Origin of the sequence: Jannaschia rubra, from assembly GCF_001403735.1 — a bacterium.
Lineage (GTDB): Bacteria > Pseudomonadota > Alphaproteobacteria > Rhodobacterales > Rhodobacteraceae > Jannaschia > Jannaschia rubra.
In genome coordinates this window covers 27976-51108 of record NZ_CXPG01000024.1, presented here as the reverse complement: position 1 = coordinate 51108, position 23133 = coordinate 27976, and the positions used below count along the sequence as shown (strand labels likewise).

Annotated in this window: 8 protein-coding genes; 3 read left to right on the top strand and 5 right to left on the bottom strand. The window is 67.3% G+C overall.

The features are described from left to right. The 5 genes from JAN5088_RS16985 to JAN5088_RS16965 are packed head-to-tail and all read right to left on the bottom strand — an operon-like array spanning position 1 to position 4597. Positions 1–846 carry a BtpA/SgcQ family protein gene (locus JAN5088_RS16985; protein WP_055684035.1) on the bottom strand — a complete coding sequence of 282 codons (846 nt, stop codon included), beginning with the start codon at positions 844–846 and terminating at the stop codon, positions 1–3. A gap of 1 nt (position 847) precedes the next feature. Beyond that, positions 848–1849, bottom strand: coding sequence for an ABC transporter permease (locus JAN5088_RS16980; protein WP_055684034.1), 1002 nt, complete (start codon positions 1847–1849; stop codon positions 848–850). Continuing rightward, the gene (locus tag JAN5088_RS16975; RefSeq protein ID WP_233489835.1) at positions 1846–2598 is read right to left on the bottom strand and encodes an ATP-binding cassette domain-containing protein; all 753 of its coding nucleotides are present in this window, start codon (positions 2596–2598) and stop codon (positions 1846–1848) included. The genes JAN5088_RS16980 and JAN5088_RS16975 overlap by 4 nt, the downstream gene beginning before the upstream one ends. Before the next feature lie 38 nt (positions 2599–2636). Continuing rightward, entirely contained in the window at positions 2637–3569 is a 933-nt protein-coding gene (locus tag JAN5088_RS16970; RefSeq protein WP_055684032.1) for an ABC transporter substrate-binding protein, read from the bottom strand. Continuing rightward, entirely contained in the window at positions 3566–4597 is a 1032-nt protein-coding gene (locus tag JAN5088_RS16965; protein WP_055684031.1) for a LacI family DNA-binding transcriptional regulator, read from the bottom strand. Before JAN5088_RS16965 ends, JAN5088_RS16970 begins: the two co-directional genes overlap by 4 nt. Positions 4598–4726: 129 nt before the next feature. On the opposite strand from JAN5088_RS16965, the gene JAN5088_RS16960 reads away from it, so the two are divergent. The 3 genes from JAN5088_RS16960 to JAN5088_RS18985 all read left to right on the top strand — a co-directional run bounded on the left by JAN5088_RS16960 (position 4727) and on the right by JAN5088_RS18985 (position 23016). Next, complete coding sequence (locus JAN5088_RS16960; protein ID WP_055684030.1) at positions 4727–5647, top strand: PfkB family carbohydrate kinase; 921 nt, start codon at positions 4727–4729, stop codon at positions 5645–5647. Positions 5648–5986: 339 nt separating this feature from the next. After that, a complete protein-coding gene (locus tag JAN5088_RS16955; RefSeq protein ID WP_055684029.1) occupies positions 5987–14860 on the top strand; it encodes a Tc toxin subunit A-related protein in 8874 nt (2957 codons plus the stop codon). After that, positions 14857–23016 carry a SpvB/TcaC N-terminal domain-containing protein gene (locus tag JAN5088_RS18985; RefSeq protein WP_158448508.1) on the top strand — a complete coding sequence of 2720 codons (8160 nt, stop codon included), beginning with the start codon at positions 14857–14859 and terminating at the stop codon, positions 23014–23016. The genes JAN5088_RS16955 and JAN5088_RS18985 overlap by 4 nt, the downstream gene beginning before the upstream one ends. Positions 23017–23133 lie beyond the last annotated feature (117 nt).

Sequence of the window (23133 nt, the reverse complement as noted above, 5' to 3'; positions counted from 1 at the left end):
TCACCCCTCCGTTGCAGGCTTCGCCGCCTCGGTAAAGGCGCGGACGCGGGCGGGATCGACCGGGTTCCACCAGACCCCGCCCTCCTTGAGCGACGACGCCACGATCACCGCATCCGCCGGCCCGAGGATCTCCACGACATTCTCCGCCGTCACGCCGGAGCCAACCAGGACCGGCAGCGACGTGGCCGCGGCGACGGCCTCGATTTCCTCGGCGGTGGCGCTGTCGCCGGTGCGCTGACCGGTTGCGATCACGGCGTCGGCGTCGAAGAATTCCAGATCGCGCACCAGTTCGGCCACGGATCGGTCGGCGGTGATGGCATGGCTGCCGTGCTTGACGTGCGCATCGGCGAAGACGCGGATGCCCTCGGCGCGCAAAAGGCTGCGATAGCGCATCGCCTCCGCCGCGCGGCCTTCCATGAAGCCCTCGTTGGCGACGTAGGCGTTCGCCCATTGGTTCACCCGGATGAAGGCCGCATCGGCCGCGCGCGCCACCGCGAAGGCCGGTATGGGCGCGTTGGCCAACACGTTCACGCCCATGGGCACGTCGAAGCGGCGCTTCAGACGGTCGGCCACGACGGCCAGGAACGCGGAGGTCTCCGGGCCCATGTCCTCCGGCTTGGAGAAGGGAATGTCGCCGTGGTTCTCGACCATCAACCCGTGGATGCCGTTCGACACCAGCGCCTCGGCATCGCGCAGGCAGGCGTCGTGGATCGCCTCCATGCTCTGGCCGCGATAGCGGGGCGCTCCGGGAAAGGGCGGGCAGTGGATCATGCCGATCAGCGCCTTTGGGCGGCCGAAGATGGTGCGGATGGCGTCGCCACCCGTCGATGAAATCGACTGCGTCATGTCAGGTCTTCCGCTTGAACGAAAAGTTGGCGGTGAAGATCCGCGTGTTGAGCCAGATCGCCACGAGAATGATCGTGCCGGTCACGATCTGCGTGAAGAAGGGCGAGATGTGCATGAGGATCAGCCCGTTGCCGATGACGGCGATGGTCAGCGTGCCCAGCACCGTTCCCAGAAGCGAGCCGCGCCCGCCAAACAGCGACGTGCCCCCCAGCACCACGGCGGCGATCACCTGAAGTTCGAACCCCACGGCCGCGTTGGAGGAGCCCGAGCCGAGCCGCGCCGCGATCAGAAGCCCCGCCACCGCCGAGGCGAGCCCCGTCAGCATGTAGACCGATGCGATAGTCCATTTCGCGGGCATCCCCACCCGCCGCGCGGCCTCCGGGTTGGAGCCGACCGCCACGACCTGCCGGCCGTAAAGCTGCCGGCTGAGGACGAGTGCGCCGAGCGCCGCGATGGCCAGCGCGATCAGCGCCGGCACCGGAATATCCAGGATCGTGCCCCGCCCGAGCCAGAAGAACCCCGCCACGTCGCGGATCGGGATGGAGTAGCCTTGCGTCATGTAGAGTGCGGCGCCCCGCAGGATCGACAGGCCGGCCAGCGTCACGATGAAGGCGGGGATGCCTTGATAGGCGATGAACCAGCCCTGCCCGAGGCCGATGGCCGCGCCCAGCAGCAGCATCGCCAGCACCACGAGCGGCCAGGGCACGCCCATGGCGAGGATCAGCGCGGCCGATGCATTGACGAGTGCCACCTGCGAACCGACGCTCAGGTCGATGCCGGCGGTGATGATGACGAAGGTCATGGCCACGGCGACGATGAGGATGGGCGCGGCCTGCCGCAGGATGTTGAGCAGGTTGCCGGCAGTCAGGAACACATCCGTCGCCAGCGTGAAAAACAGGACACAGATGAGGAAGAACGCCGCGATCGACAGGACCTGCGCCTTTTCCGTCAGAAAGTCGGCCAGTGCCGAACCGGTTTTGCGCTCGGTGTAGGTCACGCTCATATCGCTTCCCCCTTGCCGACGATCAGCTTGACCAGCTCGTCGAGCTGCGTCCTGCGCGTCTCGCGTTCGGCGACCTTGGTGCCTTCGTACATCACGGCGATCTTGTCGCAGACCTCGAACAGATCCTGCAGGCGATGCGTGATGAGGATGACCGAGACGCCTCGCGCCTTGACCCGGTTGATGAGGCGCAGCACCGCCTCCACCTCGGCCACGGCCAACGCCGACGTCGGCTCGTCCATGATGAGAAGGCGCGGCTGGAACGACGCGGCGCGCGCGATGGCGATGGCCTGTCGCTGACCGCCCGAAAGCTGCGCGACCTTGGCGTGCAGGTTCGGGATGCGGATATCCAGATCGCTCAGCATCTCGCGCGCGCGCGCCTTCATCCGGCGGTTGTCGAGAAAGGACCAGCGCGTCATCTCGCGGCCGAGGAACAGGTTTCCCATGACGTCGATATGGTCGCACAGGCTCAGGTCCTGAAACACCATCTCGATGTGATGGGCGCGGGCATCGGCGGGCGCGGTGAAGCGCACCTGCTCGCCATCGACGGCGATGGTGCCCGCATCGGCAACATAGGTGCCCGATATGATCTTGGTCAGGGTCGATTTGCCGGCAGCGTTGTCGCCGATGAGACCAACGCATTCGCCCGGCATGACGTCCAGATCGACGCCGCGCAGCGCCTCGATCGAGCCGAAGCTCTTGCGGATGCCGCGCAGCGCGATGCGCGGCGGCTCGGTTTCGCCGGAGGGCACGGGGCCCTCCGACGCGGGTGTCCGGGTGGCCGTGGCCGTCACTCGAACATGCCCCGGAAGTCGTCCACGTTCCCGCTCGTGACGATGGTCACGGGCACCGACACATTCGCGTCCGTCGAGCCGCCCGAGGCGAGGTCATTCAGGATCGCGATCGCGGTGCTGCCCATCTCGCGCGGGTCCTGCTGGATCACGGCCTGGACGTATCCCGCGTCGATGCCGTCGATGGCCTGCTGCGTCAGGTCCCAACCGAACACCTTGATGTCGCCCTGGCGGCCCTGGCTCTCGACGGCGGCCACAGCGCCCAGAAGGGCCGGCTCGCCCGTGGCGTAGATGGCGTCGAGGTCGGGGTTGGCGGTGATCAGGTTCTCGGCCGCCGACAGGGCCAGATCCTGCACGTTCTGCCCGTCGACGACCGCGGCGATTTCCACGCCCTCCATGCCTTCGACCACGTCGGTGAACCCCTTCTGGCGGATGTTCTGGATGGTCGAGTTCAGCGCGCCCACGATGCCGATCTTGGCCTCGCCGCCCATTTCGGCGTTCATGTACTCCACGAAATAGTCGCCCATCATCGCACCGGCCTCGGCATTGTCGACACCGATCTGCGCGGCCTGGGGTCCTTCGGGCAGGACCGCGTCGATGGCAACCACGGGTATCCCGGCCGCGGCGGCCTGTTCGACCGCGGGCATGATGCCGTTCGTGTCGATGGCGACCACGGCGATGCCGTCCACGCCCTGCTGGATGTAGGTTTCGATGGCGCTGTTCTGGCGCGCCGGATCGTCGTTGGCGTTGAAGATCACAAGCTCATGCCCAAGCTCGTCCGCCTTGGCCTGGGCGCCTTCGTTCATCTGATTGAAGAACAGCGCCTGCTGGTTGATCTGCACCATCGCGTATGTCTCGGCCGAGGCCGCCGCGGCGCCAAGTCCGGCAATTGCGGTCGCCGCCAGAAGGGCAGTCCTGAAAGTCGTGATCATGATCGTTTCTCCTTGTTGGGGTCAGTGTCGGTTTCTTGTTGGCCGATGCACCGGACCGACGCGCGTTCGGTCAGATGCACAGGCAGTCGTCTTGTCGTCGCCCGAAAGGCGGGATCGTCCCAGTCGCCCTGCAGCAGCAGGTCCACCGCGCACCGGCCGAGATCCTCGACCGGCTGGGTGATCGCGGTGATCGCGGGCGCGAAAAGATGCAGCGACCGCACATCGTCGAAACTGATGAGCGACAGGTCCTCGGGCACGCGGATCCCCCGCTCCCGGAACACCTCCAGCACGCCCACGCACAGTTCGTCCGAGCCCACGAACAGCGCCGTCTCGCCTGCCCGCCGTGCCAGGAACCGCAGCGCCAGATGCCGGCCCGACGCCTTGGCATGAACATCGGCATGGATCGAGACCGGGGCGATCCCGCCCATCCCTTCGCGCAGCCCCTCCAGCCGCGCGGCAGTGCTCGCCAGATCTTCCCGGCCGCCGATGTAGCCGATCCGCCGGTGCCCCGCTGCCCAAAGATGTCGACCCGCCAGCTCACCTCCCTGCCGGTTGTCGCAGAGGACGCGGGGTGCGTCGGCGGCGACGTCTTCGTCCAGGATGACGACCCGGGCGAGCCGGTGGAGGACGGCCTCGGGCGGCGGATCGGTCGTCACCAGGATCAGGCCGTCCGCCATGTTCCGCACCGCCAGGTCAATGGCCGCGGCCTCGCGCTCGGGGCGATTCATTGTCGCGTGCAGCGTCACCATCTTGCCCGCCTCCTCGGCCCGCGCGGCGATGGCGGCGGCCAGGCGGGAGAAGAACGGATTGGCGATGTCGGGAAGGACCAGCGCGATGCTGTCGGAGCGCCCGAGGCTCAGGCGTCGCGCTTGAAGGTTTGGCGCATAGCCGAGGCGCGTCACCGCCGCGTCGATGCGTCCGCGCGTACCCGCGGGCAGATCCAGCGTCCCGTTCAGGTAGCGCGATACTGTCGTCACCGAGACCTCCGCTTGGCGCGCGACATCCCTGAGGTTGTGCCTGACCTTCATTCCGTGGCGCTTCCATCGGCCGGTAAAGCGGTTTAGTAAACCGATTAACAGGGCGAAAGTCAGGTCGTGTCAACGGTGAACTTTTCACATGACAATCCGGGCGGACCGGGAACAGGTGACGAACGGAAGATGCGGGCAATCGTGATCGGAAATGTCGCACTGGATGAAACCTTTGCTGTCGAAGCCCTTCCGCAGGGAGGCGAGTCCATCTTCGGATCGCACCGCCATGCGGGTCTGGGGGGCAAGGGGGCCAATCAGGCCGTGATGCTGGCCCGCTGCGGCCTGTCGGTCCGGCTGCGCTGCGCGGTCGGCGACGATGTCGCGAGCGAGACCGTCCGGAGCCTTCTGGCGGTCGAACCTCTGACCTCGGACCTGCACCTGGTACCGGCCACGGCAACCGATCGGTCCATCATCCTGTCCGATGCGACCGGGGCCAATGTCATCGTCACCACCACCGACTGCGCCCGTGCGATGCGTCCCAGGGATGCCCTGCCCGCACTTGACGACGCGGGGGCGGGCGATCTGCTGGTCCTGCAGGGGAACCTGACGCAGGACGTCACGATGGCGCTCATCGATGCCGGACGCGCCCGCGACATGACCGTCGTCTTCAACCCGTCGCCGACCCGGATCTGGATGTCGGAGGCGCTCACCCGCGTGGACCTGGCCTTCCTCAACGAGGCGGAGGCAGAGCTTCTGACGGGGTTGCGGGGCGAGGCGGCGGTGGCGGCGATGCTTCGGGCCGGCAGGGGCATCGTCGCCCTCACATCGGGCGGGGGCGGCGCGCTTCTGGGGCGGGGTGACGAGATCGTGCATGTGCCGGCCCGACCTGCCAAGGTGGTGGATACGACCGGGGCCGGCGATACGTTTCAATCCGTCGCCATCGCCTCGGCGCGGCGGCGGGGCGGCCCGCTCGCGGTCGAGGATCTGACCCGCGGCGCCGCTGCCGCCGGCCTTGCCGTATCCCGGTTCGGCTCGTTGTCCGCGATGCCGAGCGTGGCCGAGGCGCGGGCGATCCTGGACCACCCCGCCATGGACGACCGGACCGCCTGAGCGCCACCGAAGCCAGTGCCGTCGGGCACCGCATTCGCAGAGATCTGCGGCGAGAACGGGCCTCCCTGTACGGGATCATCCGGAGCTTCCCGAATTCAGCACGTCGCCGAACAGGCGGAAACGGATTTGATGCTCGACAACCCGGCGCGCCGCTCGCGCATCGGGAAGATGCGCCATTCGATGGCCAGCCAGCACCTGTGGGTCCGCAGGCCTGTTGCCGTCACTCGGAGACACGCATTTTCCGATACGCAAAATCTATGTTACCTTAGGTAAGCCGACTGATGAGTCCGGCTGTTTGCGTACCGCCCTTTCAACCCTCAGATCTGCACGAGGTGACCGGTGGACTTTCAAGATTTCATTGCCCTTGATGCGCTGTCCGGCAAAACTCCGAAGGATATAGAAACCGAACACCCCGATCTTTATGCGCGGCTGCAGGACCAGCTGAAGAAGCGGCTCAGGCGGACTGTCGACCGTCATTTCGAAGACCAGCCCGATATCATCCGGGAGGCCGTGCGCGACCTGGATTTCGAAGATCCCGTCCGTGCTGTTCCCCGCCGGGATATCGAAGCGCGACTGCGTATGGCCGACCTGCCCGACCGCGACCGCGACCGCGCGCTGAACCGCCTGTCCCGCCTCGAACTGCCCGCCCAGCCCCGCGCCCTGCTCCACCGGGGCACGGCCATCGCCGCCAACCCGCTCTTTGCCCGCGAACTGGCCACGGCCCGCTCGTTCCGGCTGGCCAAGGAGGCCGATATCGACGCCACCGTCGCCGAACGTCTTGTCGAAAGCGGGGTGCAGCTTTTCTCGCTCAAGGATGACGATGTCAAAGCCCTGACCGAACGGCAGATCCTGGATCAGGAGGCGGCCGCCCGCCTTGGCAAGCGGCTGTCGCTCTATCGTCTGCTGGAGGAGGATTTCGCCCTCATCGAAGTGGTCCAGGAACAGGTGCGGCTGCCCGACGACGCGGGTGCGGCCGATACGCTCCGCCCGCTGGCCGGGCTGGACGCCGGCGATTGGGAGCGCGCGTTGGAGAAGGCCGATACCCCCCCGCCGCCGGGGCTGGACCGCGCCGATCACGCACGGCTCATCAAGCGCAAGCTGGCCGCGCTCTTTCCGACCGTCACCCTGCTGCGCAAGGTCGGCTCGGGCGATGCCCCCGACCCGGATCTGATCGCGCGGCTCAAACCGCTTGCCGTCGCAGGCATCAGCACCGCCGCCCGTCCCGGCAGCTTCGATCTCTCGGGCCGCGACGATATCGACGATGACACGAGAGCCGCCGCCGAGGACGGTCATGCCGCCGTATTCAAGATGATCGCGGCCCACCCGGGGCTGAAGCTCGCGCAGGTACTCGATGACATCGACACCGCCGACGACGAACGGGCCGAGATCGTAGCCAGGCGGCTGGAGGCCGACAGGACCTTTCGCGAAGCCAACGCCAATGTCGATTTCCTGTCCTTCGACCTTACCGCCGCCAATGACAGGCTGACCGAACAACTCAAGCTCGACCGGATCGATGACGAGATGCGGCCGCTCGTGCTGGCCAATGCCCGTGCGTATCAGCGCGCCTACATGGTCGCCGATGAAGATGCATTGGATGCCGCCGAACTGATCGTCAACGGGTTCGCCGGGGCCAATGCCATCGCCGCGCTGACCGAAGACGCCTTCGTCGCCGCCGTGCCCTTCGATCGCGAAACGGCCCAGGTGTATCACGCCAAGGCGTTGTCCATCGCCGCCGATGTCGGTGTCGCCGCCGTCGGCATCCGCGATGCAGTGGCAGGCGGTCTGGGATGGCTCGATTCCGGCAACATCGGGCCAGACATCGGTGATTTCTTCCGTCAGCTTGACGGCTGGGAAGAGCTTTTCGGCGCGCAGACCTTTTGCGACTGCCCCGAATGCGGCTCGGTGCTGGGTGCGGCGGCCTACTACGCCGACCTGATGACATTCGTCGAAGACCACGTGCTCGACGTGGTCTTTACCGGGGCCAATGCCGATGCGGTGCTGGCGCTGCGCAACCGCCGGCCGGATCTCTGGTCGCTGCAACTCAGCTGCGCCAATACCAATACCGAAATTCCCCTGCTGGTGATCGTCAACGAGGTCATGGAAACCTACCTGGCCAAGCGTCAAGGCTTCGGGGGCGGCAACCGGAAGGCCTTGGTGGAGTTCGTCTATCGCGACCATCTGGCCACCACCGTCGAAAGCTTCGATCAGCCCATGGTGCTGCCGCATCGGACGCTGACAGCCTATCTGGCGCATTTCCGATTGACGCAGGACGTGGTGCTGCCCTTTGTCGATATCGCCCTCGAACAGGCGCAGGCCATCCGCCTTGGTCTGCCTCGTGTCGCACGCGACCTGATCGCCACGCCCAACATTCAACGCGCCAGCCTGCGCCGGATCTACGGGTTCGACTTCGCCGGGACCGGCCAGACCGTTTCGACATTCGACAGTGCGGTGCTGTCCACGGCCACCGGGCTCGAAGCCGGCGATCTCGAGGCCCTCGTGCGGTGCGGTTTCGTGACCGATCGTGGCGCCGAGAACCCGCGCCTGCGCGGCGGGAAACGCGATGATCGAAGCGTGCAGTTCGACATCGAACGCGCAGCCGGTTTCAACCTGGGCGTGCTGGACCGGATGCACCGCATCTTTCGTCTGTCGCGGGCGACCGGGCTCAGCTATCCGGCGCTCGATGTGATTGACGTCGCGGTCCGGCAGGCCGGGCGCGGCGGCGACCTGACCGAAGCCCTGGGCGATGTCGCCGCCCTGCTGGACCTCATGGCACGCCATGGCGCGGATGTCGCCGAAGCCGCGTCGCTTCTGGGGCGGGTGTCGAACGAACCGGGCGATCGGGGGGCCGGCCTGCTGAAACGGCGCTTCAACGCCGATCATCACCTTGAACGTGGGGTCGCCTGGCCCAGTGCCGGCGAGAGCTTCGTGCACCCGGTGCACGCGCTGGTTCCGGATGCCGCCACCGATGCCACCCTCGGGCGGCTTCGCGGCGGGCTCGGGCTGAAGGCCGATGTGCTCGCCGATCTGATCGCCCTGCTCGCGGTGCCATTGGGGGCTGACCTGCAAGGCGACACGGATACCGCGCGCAGGTTCGCGCTCTCGGCCGACAACCTGGGCCTCCTGTTCCGTCATGCGACGCTGCTCGACTGGCTCGGCATCACGGTCGCGGAATTGGGGCATCTCATCGAACTGGCCCCCGGCATCGCCGGGCCCGCCCTGACCGATTTCGATGAGGTGATCGCCTTTCTGAACTTCGCGGACCGGATCGGAACGGCACCGCTGTCGATCGAGGGTGCCCATCGCGCGGCGGGTCTGGCCGATCTGGAGGTCGAAGCAACCGCTTTGGCCAAGACCCTGCGCGACAGGATCGTCACGGGTCAGGGCAGCCGTTTTGCCGGAGCCGTCTTTGCCGGCACAGACGGGCTGACCGCGCTGCAATCGCAGGACATCATCGATGCCAACGCCGGCATTTTCGAACCTGCGGGTGCGGACGGCTTCTATCGTCTGATCGCCGGTGCGGACCTTGCCCCGGCCCTGGCCCTGCCCGCCGGGGTCGTCGCCGATGACGGGGCTCTGAAGGAAGCACTGAACCCGCATGCCATCCCGGACCTGTTGGCCGAGGCCGTGGCGGGGCAGTTCGCCACAATCCGCGAGGCCGCGCAAACGCTGATCACCGCCTGCGGAATTGACGCCACCGCCGCCGCCACCGCGGATGCGCTGCGCGGCGACGGCGGGATCGATCCGCTCTTGCCGGCCATGACGGCGCTCCTGCGGATCACCGCTGCCATGCCTCCCGCCCGGACCGCGCCCGAAGTGCTGGCCTATGCCACGAGCCACATGCCCCTGTTCGGCGCCCCCGATGCAGGCGCGATCGACGCGATGGCCGCCCTGCGTCTGGCCGGCTTCGCCGCCATGGCCCCCGCCGCGGCCATGGCACTCGTCCCCGTGCTCGAAGGCTACGACGGCGCCGGGTTCGATCCGACCACCGGCCCGGCGCTCGGCAGCTTCCTCGGGCTCAGCGCCGGAGCCGCGATGGCGCTGAGCGATGCGGTGGCGCTGCCGGTCAATGCGCTGGACGCACTCGGCCTCATGGAGCTGGCCGCCGGGCTGACCGGCACCTTGGGGGTGACGGCCGACTTCCTCGGCAATGCCGCGGCGAACGACTACGACCGGCTCGACGCTGCGGCAAACGCGGTGATCGCCGCCTTGCGCGTGCAGCACCCCGACGATCACGCCTGGGCCGAGGTCAACAAGGATCTCGAGGCGAAGATCCTGAACGCAAGACGCGACGGGCTGGCGGCCTATCTGATCCACTCCATTCACCCCGAATTCGAGAACTTCAGCCAGCTTTACGACTATTTCCTACTGCCCACCGAGGTCGACGGCTGTTTTCCAACGTCGCGGGTCGTGGCGGGCACCACATCGTTGCAGGCCTACGTGAACCGCATCCAGATGAACCGCGAGCAAAGCGCCGACGGCAGTATCCGGGTCGATCCGGGACTCATTCCTGCGGAAGAATGGGACTGGCGCAGGAACTTTCAGGTCTGGAAGGCGAACCGCAAGGTGTTTCTCTGGACGGAAAACTACCTCGACCCCGGATTCCGGGACAACAAGACACCCCTCTTCGAGACCTTCGAGGCCGAGGTGCTGCAGAACGAACTCGATGAACAGGCGATCCTCGACGCCTATGCGCGCTATCTGGAAGGGTTCGAGGTTTTGGCGAACCTGCGTATCGCAGGATCGTTCCACGCCATCGACGACGCCAATGAGACCGATGTGCTGCACCTGATCGGCGTCACTCCGGGCGACCCGCCGACCTTCTATTATCGGACTGCCGAAAACATCAAGTTCGGACACCGCAGCCGGACCAGGAACACCAGGTGGAACCCCTGGAAGCCGATCAACATCAAGATTCCGGTGCGCGAAGTCTCGCCCGTGGTGCATGACGGCCGGTTGCATGTGTTCTGGGTCGAGATCGTGACCACCGCCCAGAACGAGGTGCGCGAAGCCGGATCCAGGTTCATCGGCTACAAGCACCGGTTCGCGATCAAGTTTTCCACCCTGCGGCTGGATGGGGAATGGACGGTCCCGCAGGCCATCTCGCTTTACGGCACACCGCCATTCGGCGAGACCGATGGCTTGATCGACGACCCGCTGGTCGATCCCGAAGAGGCGGAAGCTTTCTTCGACGCAATCAGGGACATGTTCGGCTTCGGCATCTTTTCGTCCGACCCGGCCGATCTGGATGGCGCGATCAAGGCCATGCTGACCCCGCGCTACGACACCGAACCGCATACCACCGCGCGCGAGGGTTATTCGCTGGTCACCCCGGAATGGAGCCGCGTCCATCCCGAATCCACCCCGTCAGGCATTCGCCTCTCGGGAGTCGGCTGTCAGATGCGCGCCATGGTGGATCTGTTCGACAAGGACACCCGCGCCGCCCCCCATACCAAGCGGCAGGGCCGGATCAGATGGACCAAGAACTCCTCCCCGCCCTCGCCCATCCTCAGCGAACGCGACGACCAGCTTTGGTTCGGACAGCTCGCTTCGGCCCCCTTCGACGACTATGCCTTCGTCGCGCTGGCCGCTGACGGCGACGCGCGCCAAAGGGTCCAGCGCCACGCCCCCGAGGACTTCCGCAACCTGTCCTCCGACGGGCTGTTCCAGGGCAAGCTCGCCAACCTGCGCGGGGCGGACGTGCAGCCCATCAACGGCTCGCTGATCGACGCGGTGATCGACCGCGACGGCGATCTGCTGCTGTTTCAGGGCACGGCCCTGCCCGGCCAGACCTGGGTGCTCAAGCGGATCGGCACGACCCTCGCGCGCACCATCGCGCGGCGGCTGTTCACCGGCGGCATCGACGGACTGCTTGAGATGGCCCAGCAGGAGAGCCTGCGGGAAAGAAGCACCCCGATCGGGGTGACCAGCTCATCCGTGATCGATGCCATCGTCGACGACGGGATCGATTTCAACGGCGCTTTCGGCACCTACTATCGCGAAATCCTTTTTCACGTGCCCTTCCTGCTGGCGCGCACGCTGCAGGAACAAGGCAGTCATGCGGAGGCGAAGCGCTGGTACGAATACATCTTCGACCCGACGACGACCGAAACCATCGCGGACATCCCCGCCCTTTCGGACGAGCAGAACGCCGCGCGGCAACGGGACCGCAACTGGCGCTATGTCGAGTTCCGCGGCCTTTCGGTGCCCCGCCTGCGCACCATCCTGACCCAGCAGGATGCCATCGCCGCCTATCGCGACGACCCGTTCAATCCCCATGCCATCGCCCGGCTGCGCATTTCGGCCTATCAGAAGGCCACCGTCATGTCCTACGTGCGCAATGAAATCGACTGGGGCGACCGGCTGTTCCGGCAGTTCCAGCAGGAAACCATCGCCGAAGCGATCATCCACTATCAGACCGCCCGCGAAATTCTCGGGCCACGGCCGCGCAAGATCGGCGATTGCGGCCAGATCGGCGGCAGCCGCAGCTATGACGCCATCAAGCCGGCGCTCGAAAGCGGCAGCACCTTCCTCGCGGAGCTGGAAAACTGGCTGCTGGTCGACAAGCAGGCGGGCAGGCCGGCGTTCGTGGCCCAGGCCGACCTCGGCCTGACTCTGGATGTCGAGGTCGCCTCGTCCGCCACTTGGAAAGCCGCGATGTCGCAGGAGATGAAGGCCAAGGGGCTGGTCGTGGTGGGCGAAAGCCATCTCGACGGGCGCCGGGCCACCGTGCATCTGGACGGCACGCCGAACCAGAAGCTCAAGGCCCGTACCAGCTTTGCTGCCGATACGGCAGTCCGGGCGCAGGTCGATGAACCGATGATCAATCCTTCCATCGCCGCCGCCGCCGCCGCCCCGGCGGAACCCGATGAAATGCTGGTCGCAGACCTGCGCGATACCCGCGCCCGCTTCGTACCGGGCACCTCGGTTGCCGCTTTTGCCGAGTTGCGCGAAAGGGTGCGTGACGCCGCCCCGGATGCCGATTCCGGCGACTGGCGCGGGGTGGCCCGCAAGAAGCGCGGTCGCCGCCGCGGGCCGCGCTTCGTGTTTTCGGTGCTGCGGACGATCTCTCCGGTGTTCTGCGTGCCCGGCAACGAGGAACTGCTGGGCTACTGGAACCTTGTCGACGACCGGCTCTACAAGATCCACAACTGCCTCGACATCGACGGCAACCGCCGGCAGTTGACCCTGTTTGCACCGGAAATCGATCCGCGCGCGCTGATCCGGGCCCGCGCCGCCGGTCTGTCCACCGATGACATCCTTGCCGCGCTCAACGGCAGCGCCCCGCCCCTGCGGTTCGGGGCCCTGATCGACAAGGCCAAGCAATTCGCAGGCACGGTACAATCCTTCGGCAGCGCCCTGCAGGCAGCGCTGGAGAAGAAGGACGGCGAGGCCCTCAACCTGCTGCGGCTTACCCAGGGCCGCGATGTGCTCGGACGCACCACCCAGACCCGCACCTGGGAACGCGACATCGCGCTGCGCAACCACGAAGCCATGCTGGCACGGCAGGTCACGCTGAACAACGCCCTGAGCCGGACCGAGGGCCTGATCGACGACGGCCTGAACACCGAGGAGGCGACCCAACGGATCGCCCATCACACCGCATCCGCCCTGCGCGGGGTCGAGGCGGTGCTGGGTTTCCTGGCCGGTGCCGTTCACCTGATTCCCGAAGCGGGCAGCCCCTTCGCGATGAAATACGGCGGCAAGCAGGCAGGCGATTCCGCGCAAAGCTTCATGGTCGGCACCCGTGCGCTTGCCGATCTGGCAGGTGCCGTCGCCTCCTCCGCCGCGCTCGAGGCGACCTTCACGCGCCGGACGCAAGGCTGGAACCATCACGCTGGCCAGCAACGCGACCAGCTCAAGGAGCTGGAGAAGGAACTCGCCGCTTCCGAACTGCGCACGAGGATCGCCGAGCGCGCAGTCACGCTGCATGAATTGTCGATCACCCATGCCGAGGAGCTGCAAAGTCAGGCGGAAAACAAGTTCAGCAACCTCGCGTTTCATGACTGGGCGGCGGCCACCCTGCAAACGGTGCACCGCGACGCCTTCAACTGTGCGATGTCGCTGGCGCGGATGGCCGAGGCGGCCTACCGCTTCGAACGCGGCGACCAGACGTCCGAACTGCTGTCCGGCAACTACTGGGACAGCGGGCGGTCCGGTCTGCACGCAGGCGCCCGCTTGACGGTGGACCTTCAGAACCTCGAAAAGCGGTTCCTCGAAACTACGCCCAGCCATCAGGAGATCGACCAGACGTTCTCGCTGTTCCAGATCGATCCTGCGGCCTTGGTCGAACTGAAGACCACAGGCACGACGCGATTCTCGCTGCCCGAGTCCTTCTGCGATATCTACTATCCGGGCATGTTCCTGCGCCTGATCAAGGCCGTGCGCGTGACAGTCCCGACGGTGGCCGGACCGCATGCCAACATCAGCGCGATGCTGACGCTCGAAGACAGCTTCCTGCGGCGCGATCCCGACCCGGGCGCGGCCCTTCAGGCAGTGCCGGCGGCGCGGGGGCAGACGATCTCGACCAGCACGGCGCAGAGCGACGCAGGCGTGTTCGAGTTGAACTTCGGCGCCGCGAAGTACCTGCCTTTCGAAGGCGCAGGCGTCATCAGCCAGTGGCGGCTGACCCTGCCCCGTGCCGACGGCTTCCCGCCCTTCGACTACAGCGCGATCAGCGATGTGCTGCTGCGCATCAGCTATACCGCCGAATTCGACGGCATCCTGCGGGAACACACCGAAACGCAGAACGCGGCCCTGGCCGGAACCCTGGCACAGACCTTTCAGGACAACGGGCTGCAAAGGCTGATCAGCCTCAGGCAGGAACACCGCGATGTCTTCCAGGCCCTTGTCGCGGGGCCGCCCGACACTGCTGTGGACCTGACCGTCGGCCCCCGGCATTTCCCCATCTTCGTGGCAGGGCGCGCGCTGACGATCAGCAACTTCCGGCTGGCGGTCCAGACCGGCGGGGGCGTCGGCACCCTGGCATTCACGGTTGACGGCGATGCGACAACGGCCTTCGGCGCTGCGGCCGACCTGGGCAAAATGGCCGCGGCTGCGGTTGCACCCATGGCAGGGAACGATCCGCGCGGCACATGGCCCATCACCGTCAGCGATGCGGGCGATCTGGGTGGCGCCGATGGATCAGCGCTCGATACCGATGCGGTCCGGGACATCTATGTGATCATCGACTACGGTATCGGGGCGCGGCAATGAGTGCGGGCCCTCCCCTCCCGGATTTTGCACCCGGCCCGGTGGGCTTTGGCGAAAGCCTTGATGTGGCGCCCGGCCAGGGCAGTGCCACACTCACCGTACCGCTGCCCTTCGCCATCGACCGGACCGGCAACGCGCCGCCGCTCAGTCTGGTGCATACCGGGGGCGGCAATTCGATCGCGGGGCTGGGCTGGTCGCTCGACCCGCCGACGATCACCCGGCTGGGCGACCGGGGCGCGCCGCGCTATGACGACACCGACCGCTTTTCGCTGACGGGCGTGGGCGAACTCAGCCCGCTGCTGGAGCGGGCTGGCGACCGCTGGCAACCGGTGCGGCGACAGCAGGGCCAGATCCGCATCGACAGCTTCCGCCCGGTTACCGGGGCCGCCGAACATGTGATCGAACGCTGGACCGATCGCGCCACCGGCATCGCCCGGTGGCGCGTGGCCAAGTCCGATGGCGGCGTGGCGATCTATGGCGAAACCCCGGCCGCCCGGCTGGCAGACCCGATGCGGCCCGCAAGGATCCTCTGCTGGCATCTTGAACACCACCGCGATGCGCAGGGAAATGCCGCGCAATTCATCTACAAGCCCGAGGACTTCGCGAATGTCCCCCGCACCAGCGCCGCCGAGGCGAAACGCATGCGCGGGCCGGACCCTGCCGCGACCTACCTCAAGCGCGTGCGCTACGCCAATCGGGTTCCTTTCGACCCGGACACCCCCGCGGCCGATCTTCAATTCCGGTTGGAAGTCGTCTTCGATTACGGCGAACACGATACCGACGCGCCCGCGACCGCAGGCGATGAAACCGCCCCCTGGCTCCTGCGCCCGGACCCGTTCTCGACCTATCCGGGGTTCGAGATCCGGCGCTATCGCCGGTGTCGGGCGCTCTTGCTGTTCAACCGATATCCCGCAGTCGCCCCCGCGGATCAGCTCACGGATATCGTCCGCCTTGCCTTCCAGCCCGATGAGGCCGCCGCCGCGGGCTCGCGGCTGCAATCCGTTACCCGCACCGGCAGGCGCGGCGATGAGGGCTGGACCGCTATGGCGCCACCCCTCACCTTCCGCTACAGCGCGGTAAGGCCCGCTTCCTCGCCGAGACAATTGCAGGCCGAAGACGGCACGCCCTTCCGCGCCGCTGCCGCTCCGCAGTGGACCGATCCCTTCGGCGAAGGCATCCGCCACGCGCTGTTCCGGCGCGGCACCGCCTGGGCGCTGCGGCGCAATCTGGGCGGCGGGCGCTTTGGCCCGGAAGAACAGCTGTACAGCCTGCCCAGCACCACCATCGTCGGGCGCGGGGTGCTGGGCGATGTCGAGACCGACGGCGCGCGCGACATTGTCGTCGCGTCCCCGGCAACCGCCGGATTTCACCGCTATGACGCCGGCCGCGAAAACTGGGATGCGATGCGAAGCTTCGATCGGGTGGCCCGCCCCGGCACCACCGGGCCGGGGCTGATGGATTGCAGCGGAAACGGGCAGACCGATCTCCTGCTGGGCGGGGGCGACGACATCGTCTGGATCGAAAGCGACGGGCGGGCGGGCGATCACCTGCCTCAGCGCCGCGCGGGCGCTGCCGACGGGCCACCGTCGCTGGCACCCGCGCCGGGGCGCGGGATCTTCGTGGCGGACATGACCGGATCGGGACTGGCCGACGTCGTCCTCATGCATAACGGTCAGGTGACCTATTGGCCCAACCTCGGTCACGGGGATTTCGGCCCCGCCGTGCCGGTCGCCGGTGCCCCGTTGTTCGATCACTCCGACGAATACGACCCGTTCCGCGTCCGCTTTGCCGATATCACAGGAACCGGCGTGCCGGACCTGCTCTATCTCGGGCCGGATCGAACCGAGGTCTGGGAAAACCTCTCCGGCAACGGGTTCCGGCGAGCGGCCGATCTGCCGGGGCTGACCATGCCGCACGCCGCGCAAGGGGCGGAACTGGTCGATTTGCTGGCGGACGGCACGCTTTGCCTCGTCAGCTTTTCGGGCCTGCCCGGCGACAGCAGCGCACCGGTTTCCTATCTGCCGATGATGACCGACGGGCCGCCGGGGAGGCTGATCGGCTATGCCAACAACATCGGTGGCGAAGTCAGCATCGGCTATACCTCCTCGGCCAGCCATTATCTCGCGGCATCGGCTTCGGGCGACCGCTGGCCCATGCCGTTGGCCGCACATCCCATCGTCGTGCAGCGGATCGAACGGACCGATCATGTCACGGGCGCGCTGACCGTGGAGAGGTTCACCTATCACGACGGGCTTTCCGACCCTGAAAGCGGGGGTCTGTCGCATTTCGGCATGGTCGAACGACACGACAGCGAAGCCCCCGGACCCGGCGGCGGCGATGTCACCGCCGCCACGGTACGCACATGGTTTCATGCGGGTGAACGCGAAGATGCCCGGATGATGGCGCGGCGCGACAGCCAGGTCTTTTCCGGCGATCCCGAGGCGCGGCCCCTGACCGCCAGCAGCACGGAAACCGGCGCCTGGCCCGGCGCCGGCTCGGATCTGCGCACAAGGCGCGCGGCGCTGCGCAGCCTGCAAGGGCAAGGCATCCGACAGGAAGTCTATGCCAACCGCGATTTCGGCGCCCCCTACCAGGTCAGCGAGAGCCGGTACCGCGTTCTACCGGTGCAACCGGCCACCAGCGCCCCCGCCGGTCGGCGCGGCGGCACGATGCTCCTGCCTGCGGAAACGCTCGTCCATGTCTACGAAGGCGGCACCGGCGATGCCCGGATCGAACACACGCTACACCTCGCCGCCGACAGCTTCGGGCGCACGATCGAGCTGGCAACCGTCGCCTATGGGCGGCGCGGTGCGCGCGCGGTGCACCCCGATCAGGCCGTCACCCACATCGACCTGCAGGTCACGACCGCGGCGCATGCCGAAGGGGCCGCCGCCGCCACGCTCCATGCGGCCTCCGACCGGATGCTCGACACCACCCTCAGCCGTGAGCGTTTCGCGCTTACCGGCATCGCGCTCGACGGCGACGGCTACCTGACCGCTGCGACGCTGAAGCCACAGGCCGATACGGCCCGGCTTGCCATGATCGACTTCGATGCCGATCCGGCGGCGGTGCCCCCCGGGCCCACCGCCCGGCGGATCGACTGGGAGCGGCTGTTCTATCAGGATGACGCAGGCGCGCCGACGCAGGATGCGGGGGCGATGGCCGATCCGCGCAGGCTCGACCATACGCAGCTTGCCGCCTTCCCGGATACATTGCGCGCCAGTGCGCTTCCGGACCAGGTCGATGCCGCCATGCTGACCGGTTTGGGTTATCTGGCCGATGCAGGCTACTGGTGGCGGCGCAGCGCGCGGCATGGCTATCGACCAACCGCAGATTTCGGCCTTCTCGACAGCATGACCGACCCGTTGGGTGCCAGAGAAGCCCTCGAATACGATAGTGAATTGCGCAGCGTTGCAGCCATCACCGATGCGAGCGGCCTGCGCACCACGGTCGAAACGGATTACATCGCGCTGCAACCCATGCGGCGCATTGACCCTTCCGGTGTTGTCGGCGAAGTCCGCTTCGATCCCTTCGGGCGGGTGCGGGCGCGCAGCAGCCGGGGCCGGACGCTGCAGGCCGATGGCAACGCGGTGCTGGCGGGCGACGGCGATCTGGCTGGGCATGATCCCCGGTCCGGCACCGATCTGACTGCGGCAATCGCCGATCCGGCGGCCTTCGTCCAGACGGCCGGGGCGGCGGCCCTGTATGACGATCTGGCCTGGTTCACCCATGTGAACGGCGGCGGCGATCCGGCGACCGCCCCGCCGGCCGCCATGGCCCGCTTCACCCGGACAGAGCATCACCGCGACGCCCCGAACGCTCCGCTGGAAATACTCGTGCATCACCTGGCGGGTAGCGGGCACCCGGCCCAGATGAAACGGCGGGTCGCCCGGGGCGCGGTCTTCCGGCCAATGGCCGGCGGCGCGGTGGAAGACGTGCCCGATGCCGCCGATCGCTGGCTTGTGGCCGGTCGGCAGGTGCCCAACGCCAAGGGGCTGACCCTGCGCAGCCATGCGCCGCTGCATGCGGTCGGGCCGGGGTTCGAACCGATCGGACTTTTCGATGCGGTCGGGCGGGCCACGATAATGCATTACGACCCCATGGGCCGGCTAGACGGATCGGAAACCCCCGCAGGATTCAGGACCGAAGCACGGCGCACCCCCTGGGCGCTGGTCACATACGACGAAAACGACAGCGCCGCCCGGTCCCGCGCAGTGACGGAACGGATCCCGGCAGGCGAGATCGCCGAGCCCGCGACCCTGGCCGCGATCCAGGGGGCCGAGGCGCATCGCGACACGCCGATCACCGCCCATCTGGATGCCAAGGGGCGGCAGTTCCTGACCGAGACCCTGCTGGTCGCGGGTGGACCGCCTGCGCGCACGCACCTTGCCTATGATGCCATGGGGCGCACCGCCGCCCTTACCGATCCGCGCCAGTTCGCCGCCAATGGTGGGCGTGCACCGGGCGCAGAAGTGGCCAGTGCCCGCTACATCCGCGACATGCAGGGCGTCCCGCTTGTCGAGACCACCGCCGATGCGGGCACCACCCGCACGCTGACCGACACGCTGCAACAGATCGCCCACCTATGGGAGGCCAGCGGCGTGCATCTCGTCAACACCCGCGACGTGCTGGGGCGGATCACGGCAGTGCAGGGCGAAACGGACGGCGACGGGCTGCGAACGCTGGAAGAGCATCGCTACGAGGGCGCCGATGCTGCCGCCCAAGACAGAAACACCATCGGACGATTGGTCGAAACCCGCGATCAGGCGGGGCTGAGGCAAGTCCTTCGCTACGATCACGCCGGGCGGGCGCTGGAAACCACGCGGCGCTACGCCGAAGCCTACCGGACCGAGATCGACTGGAGTGCCGCCCCCGCGCTCGAGACCGAAATCTTCCGCACCCGCGCCAGCTATGATGCGCTTGGGCGCAAGACCCGCGAGCACCGGGCAGATGGCAGCGAACAGCGCACCACCTATGAAACCGGCGGCACCATCGCCACCGTGCGGATCCGCGCCGCCGACGGGGCGGTGGATGAGACGGTCTTTCAAGGCGCCATCGAAGATGCGCGCGCCGACCGGATTTCCGAAAGCTATGGCAATGGCACCATCACGACGCTGACCCATGAAGCCGACACCGGGCGGCTGTCACGGCAAGTCACCCGGCGCGGGGTCGTGAAGATCGCGGAACTGGACTACGCCTATGACCCGGTGGGCAACCTGACCTGCCGGCGCAACCGGACGCGGGGGCATATCCTGTCCAATCTGCCGCCCGTGCCCGCGGGGCAAGAGGCAGACCGCTTTTCCTACGACGCCCATTACCGGCTGACCGAAGCGACCGGCTGGACCCATATGGCTTTTGCCGCGACCGGGACGCAGGGCCGGTCGCCGGGGCTGGTCGGCGGGGCGCGCCGCATCTCGCTGAACGACGGACAGATGCTGCGTCCCTACCGGCGGACCTATCGGTGGGACACCGCAAACAACCTCCAGGAGATGCGGCAGCTTTCGGCGGCAGGAAATTTCACCCGCAGCATGTGGGTCGATCCGGTCAGCAACCGCAGTATCACGCGCGACGGGCCGGGAGGGCTGGCGCGGCAGGATCCGGGTCGCATGTTCGATGCCGCAGGACGGCTGGCCACGCTGGATCACCTCGCCGCGATGCGCTGGTCCGCTTTCGACAAGCTGGCCGCGGCGGTCGTCATCGCGCGGCCCGGCGGGATCGATGACGCGGAGTACTACGTATACGATTCCACCGGACAGCGGGCGCGAAAGGTCGAGGAACGCTACGAAGGGGGCGCTCGCGTCGTCATCGAAACACGCTATCTTGGCGGTTGCCGGATCACCCGGCGGCGGCGCGACGGCACGCTGCTCTTTGCGCGGCACAGCTCCGATGCGTTGCACGGCACACGGGTTCTCGGCGTCGTGCATCACTGGGTGCAGGACAGCCAGAACCGGGAAGTCGACGCCGATGGCACCACCGCCATCCGTTATTCGGTCGGTATCCAGGGCGGACATCTCCAGCTGGTGCTGGACGGGGCTGGGCGGGTCGTATCCTACGAAGAACATGCGCCCTTTGGCGAAACCATGTTCGTGGCAGGCGACAACATACGCGACCTGCTGCCGCGCCAGCACCGCTTTGCCGCGCGCGAACGGGATGATGCGACCGGCTTTGTCGCCTTCCCCTTCCGCTATCTGGCCCCCTGGCTTTGCCGCTGGATCAGCCCCGACCCGTTGGGCGCGGGCGACGGGCCGAACCTCTACGCCTATGCGCACGGCAATCCCGTCACCTATCGCGACGACCTGGGGCTGGAAACCGACGCCGAGCGACGATCCCGCCAGTGGCAAGAGCTGATGAGCCATGTCGTCAGTTTCGAAAGCCTTCCCCGGGACGTGCAGGCCGAGGCACGGTCCGGCTGGCTGCAGGCGTCAGCCCTGGGCGCGCAGGTCTACATCATGGACCAATCGCGCGCGGGGCTCCACGAAGTTTCCGATCCGGCGGCGACCCTGGCCGGGGTCGAGGCGGGAACCATGACCGCCATCCGCACCATCAGCCCCGAAGCAGCCGAGCTCAGGCAAGCACTCGATTCCCTTTCGGACCTCACGCGGTCATTCGAGGAAATGGGTGAAAACTCGCCCTTCCGGCCTGAAAATATCCCCGACGCTGTGCCCGTCGGCGACAGTGACGCGGCAGTGACGCCCGCCACACCCGCCGCCGCAAGCGCGACGACATCCGACATCGGAATCAACGTTCCGGCCAATGCCGCGACAACACCGGCGCGGACCGACGCCGGCGGCACCCCCTCTGCCGAGGGCAACGGCCCCGAGGTTCCCGGCGTTTCCGTGTCCGCCGCCGCCCGCGCCGCGAGCATGGTCCCCGGCGCATCCCCGAACTTCGTTTCGCCCGATTTGCCACCCGAAGCGCTTCTCTGGGGCGACAGCGGCGAGGCACGCGCGTCCCTGCTTGCCCGCCCCGAGTTCCAGAACGGGCAGGTGCCACGCGACTACGGGCTCGACGGGCTCAGCCAGGACCGGCTGGACGATGTGCATCAAGGCGTGCAGTCGCAGAGCCCCTCGCATCGGGCCACCTTGAACCAGCCGATCGAGGCGACCCCCCTGCCCGAAGGGGTAACACCCGGCCAGATCGACCCCTTCGGTCCCACCAACGGGCAATACGGTCATGTCGGCCCCTACAGCCGCATGACCTCTGCCGAAACCGGACGAGGCGCGGATTATCTCGATCAGGACAACCCCCTGCCCGGTGAAAGGCTTACCGAACGCGAGCACGGCGCCGCCGGGGCCCAGCTCGAGGAGGTCGCACGCAATCCCGATGGCACCACGCGCTATACCCGCAGCGGTCAAGGGCGCAGTTATCACAACGATATCGCCTATTGGAACGACCGCGATGCGGCGCTGGACAAGACACATGGCGGCGCGACGGCGGACAATGCCGTCACCAGCCGGATGCAGGTCGATACCGCAGCCGGAAGGGGCCACGATGTCGCCGGAACCTTCGTCGACGCCCGCGAGAACGCGCAGCGAGCCCGAATCGCCACCAACTCACCCGTGCCAGCGGCATCCATCGACACGGCGATCTACCACCAGATGGCCAACTTCCACGGCAACGATCGAGGCGCCACCGCGGAGTTCCTGGCCGGGGCCGACCCGGACGAATTGGCCCGCTATGGCGACGATCTCGACGCGGCCTTCGATGCGACTTTCAGCATCGACGCGCCATCGGTGCCGGATGTGCCCAATCCCGGGCGCGGCGCACGCGCCCTTGGCGCGGTCAAGGCCGGTGGACGCGTCGCGCTGGAGGCGCTCGGGCCGCTCGGCACCGGGATGAGCGCCTACAGCTTCGCCACTGCCAACACCACCGAGGACCGCATCCTGACCGGGGCGGACCTGACTGCCGATCTGATCGGCTATGCCGGCCCCGTGGGCGCCGTCTTCTCCATCAGCTACGGCGTGACACGCGCGGTGGACGAGGGGATCGGCTGGGCCTCTCGCGAGTACCTGGGCAGCGATCTATCGCCCACCGCCGTGATTTCCGACGGGTTGGTCGAGGCGGACCAGGCGCTGACCAGCCTCTGGGCGGATCCGTCGAAACCGGCCTATACGCAGACCATCGGTTGGAAAATCGCCGACTGGATGGACTCGTTGTGACGCCCTGCCCTGCGGGAATGAAAGCGTGGAGTGCGGCGATCCGGACGGCCCGCGGGCCATCGGGTTCCACCGTTCAAGGTTCCGCTACAAATCTCGCCGCGCCGGTCGGGCCGCTGT